The organism is Bacillus sp. SM2101, assembly GCF_018588585.1.
GTDB lineage: Bacteria > Bacillota > Bacilli > Bacillales > SM2101 > Nanhaiella > Nanhaiella sioensis.
On sequence record NZ_JAEUFG010000082.1, the window covers coordinates 1 to 2,083 of the forward strand.

Annotated in this window: 1 protein-coding gene; it reads left to right on the forward strand. The window is 40.0% G+C overall.

Annotated features, from left to right (window positions below; all coding sequences use genetic code 11):
- Positions 1-2,083: heavy metal translocating P-type ATPase (locus JM172_RS24185; protein ID WP_214484943.1), on the forward strand; the 2,083-nt coding region annotated here is incomplete at both ends.

The following is a 2,083-nucleotide window of genomic DNA, read 5'->3' on the forward strand; positions in this document are numbered from 1 at the left end:
CTGCAACGGTTAATTTGACAACTGAATCAGCTGCGTTATCGTTTCAACCAGGGTTAGTTAGTGTTGATGACGTAATTGGCAAAATTCAAAAACTCGGCTATGATGCCAAAGTGAAGGAAACAAGAGAAGAAAAGGCATCTCATAAAGAGGAAGAAATTAAGGAAAAGAAAACGAAACTATTCATTTCTATATTATTATCATTACCACTTCTTTACTCGATGGTTGGTCATGCACCGTGGGATCTTGGGATACCGATGCCATCATTTATTATGAACCCTTGGTTTCAATTTATACTTGCTACACCCGTTCAATTTTACGTCGGTTGGCAATTTTACGTAGGTGCTTATAAATCACTTAGAAATAAAAGTGCAAATATGGATGTTCTTGTAGCACTTGGAACGTCAGCAGCTTATTTTTATAGTGTAGTGGAAGCATTAAGAACGCTAGGCAATCCACAGTATATGCCGCATTTATACTTTGAAACGAGTGCAGTTCTCATTACACTCATCTTAGTCGGTAAACTATTTGAGTCATTAGCAAAAGGAAGAACGACAGAAGCCATTTCAAAATTGTTGAATTTACAAGCGAAAGAAGCGACTGTCATAAGAAATGGCATCGAAACGAAGGTTCCGATTGAGCAAGTTGTCGTAAACGATATCATTATCGTAAAGCCTGGTGAAAAGATCCCTGTTGATGGGGAAGTCGTTGCTGGACGATCTTCAATAGATGAATCAATGATTACTGGTGAATCAATTCCAGTCGATAAAACTGAAGGAGATCGTGTGATTGGTGCAACGATTAATAAGAATGGTACGATTCAAATGAAGGCGACAAAAGTAGGAAAAGATACGGCGCTTGCAAGTATCATTCGTGTCGTGGAAGAAGCACAAGGATCAAAAGCTCCAATTCAAAGAATGGCAGATATTATTTCTGGCTACTTTGTACCAATCGTCGTTGGAATAGCGCTCGTCACCTTTTTAGTATGGATCATGGTTGTTGCTCCAGGGGATGTGCCGCAAGCAATTGAAGTAGCGATTGCCGTTCTAGTTATCGCTTGCCCATGTGCATTAGGGTTAGCTACCCCAACTTCTATTATGGTTGGAACAGGTAAAGGAGCCGAAAATGGCATCTTATTTAAAGGTGGAGAGCATTTAGAAATTGCTCATAAAATTGAAGCAATTGTGTTAGATAAAACAGGAACAATAACAAAAGGTAAGCCTGTTGTTACAGATTTTGAAGCAGACAATACAGATGTTTTAGCGTACTTATACACAGCAGAAAAATCATCTGAACATCCTTTAGCAGAAGCCATCGTTGAATATGGTAAAGAAAAACAAGCTAAAGAACTAGCAATCGACCATTTCGAAGCAATACCTGGTCATGGTATCGAAGCCCGTATTGAAGGGAAAGATGTTCTAGCTGGAACACGCAAGCTTATGAACAAACATCAAGTAGACTTCCATTCTTATAATGAAAAGCTAGAGACCTTTGAAAAAGAAGGAAAAACAGCGATGATGATCGCGATAGAAGGACAGCTAGCTGGTGTGATTGCAGTGGCGGATACAGTAAAAGAAACAGCAAAAGAAGCTATCGACAAACTACAATCACAAGGTATTGAAGTATATATGATGACAGGAGACAACGAAAGAACGGCACAAGCCATTGCTTCACAGGTAGGAATTCAACATGTATTTGCAGAGGTACTTCCTGAAGAAAAAGCAAACCATGTGAAGGAACTACAGAAACAAGGGAAGAAAGTTGCCATGGTTGGTGATGGAATTAATGATGCACCAGCTCTAGCAACAGCAGATGTCGGTATTGCCATCGGTACTGGGACAGATGTTGCCATTGAAGCAGCCGATATAACCCTAATGGGTGGAGAACTAACGTTAATTCCGAAAGCAATCGACCTTAGTAGAAAAACGATGAGAAACATTCGTCAAAATCTATTTTGGGCACTAGCTTACAATTCAGCAGGTATTCCAATTGCAGCCATCGGCTTATTAGCACCTTGGGTAGCTGGAGCAGCTATGGCATTTAGCTCAGTATCAGTTGTGACAAACTCACTTCGCTTGAAGAGAGT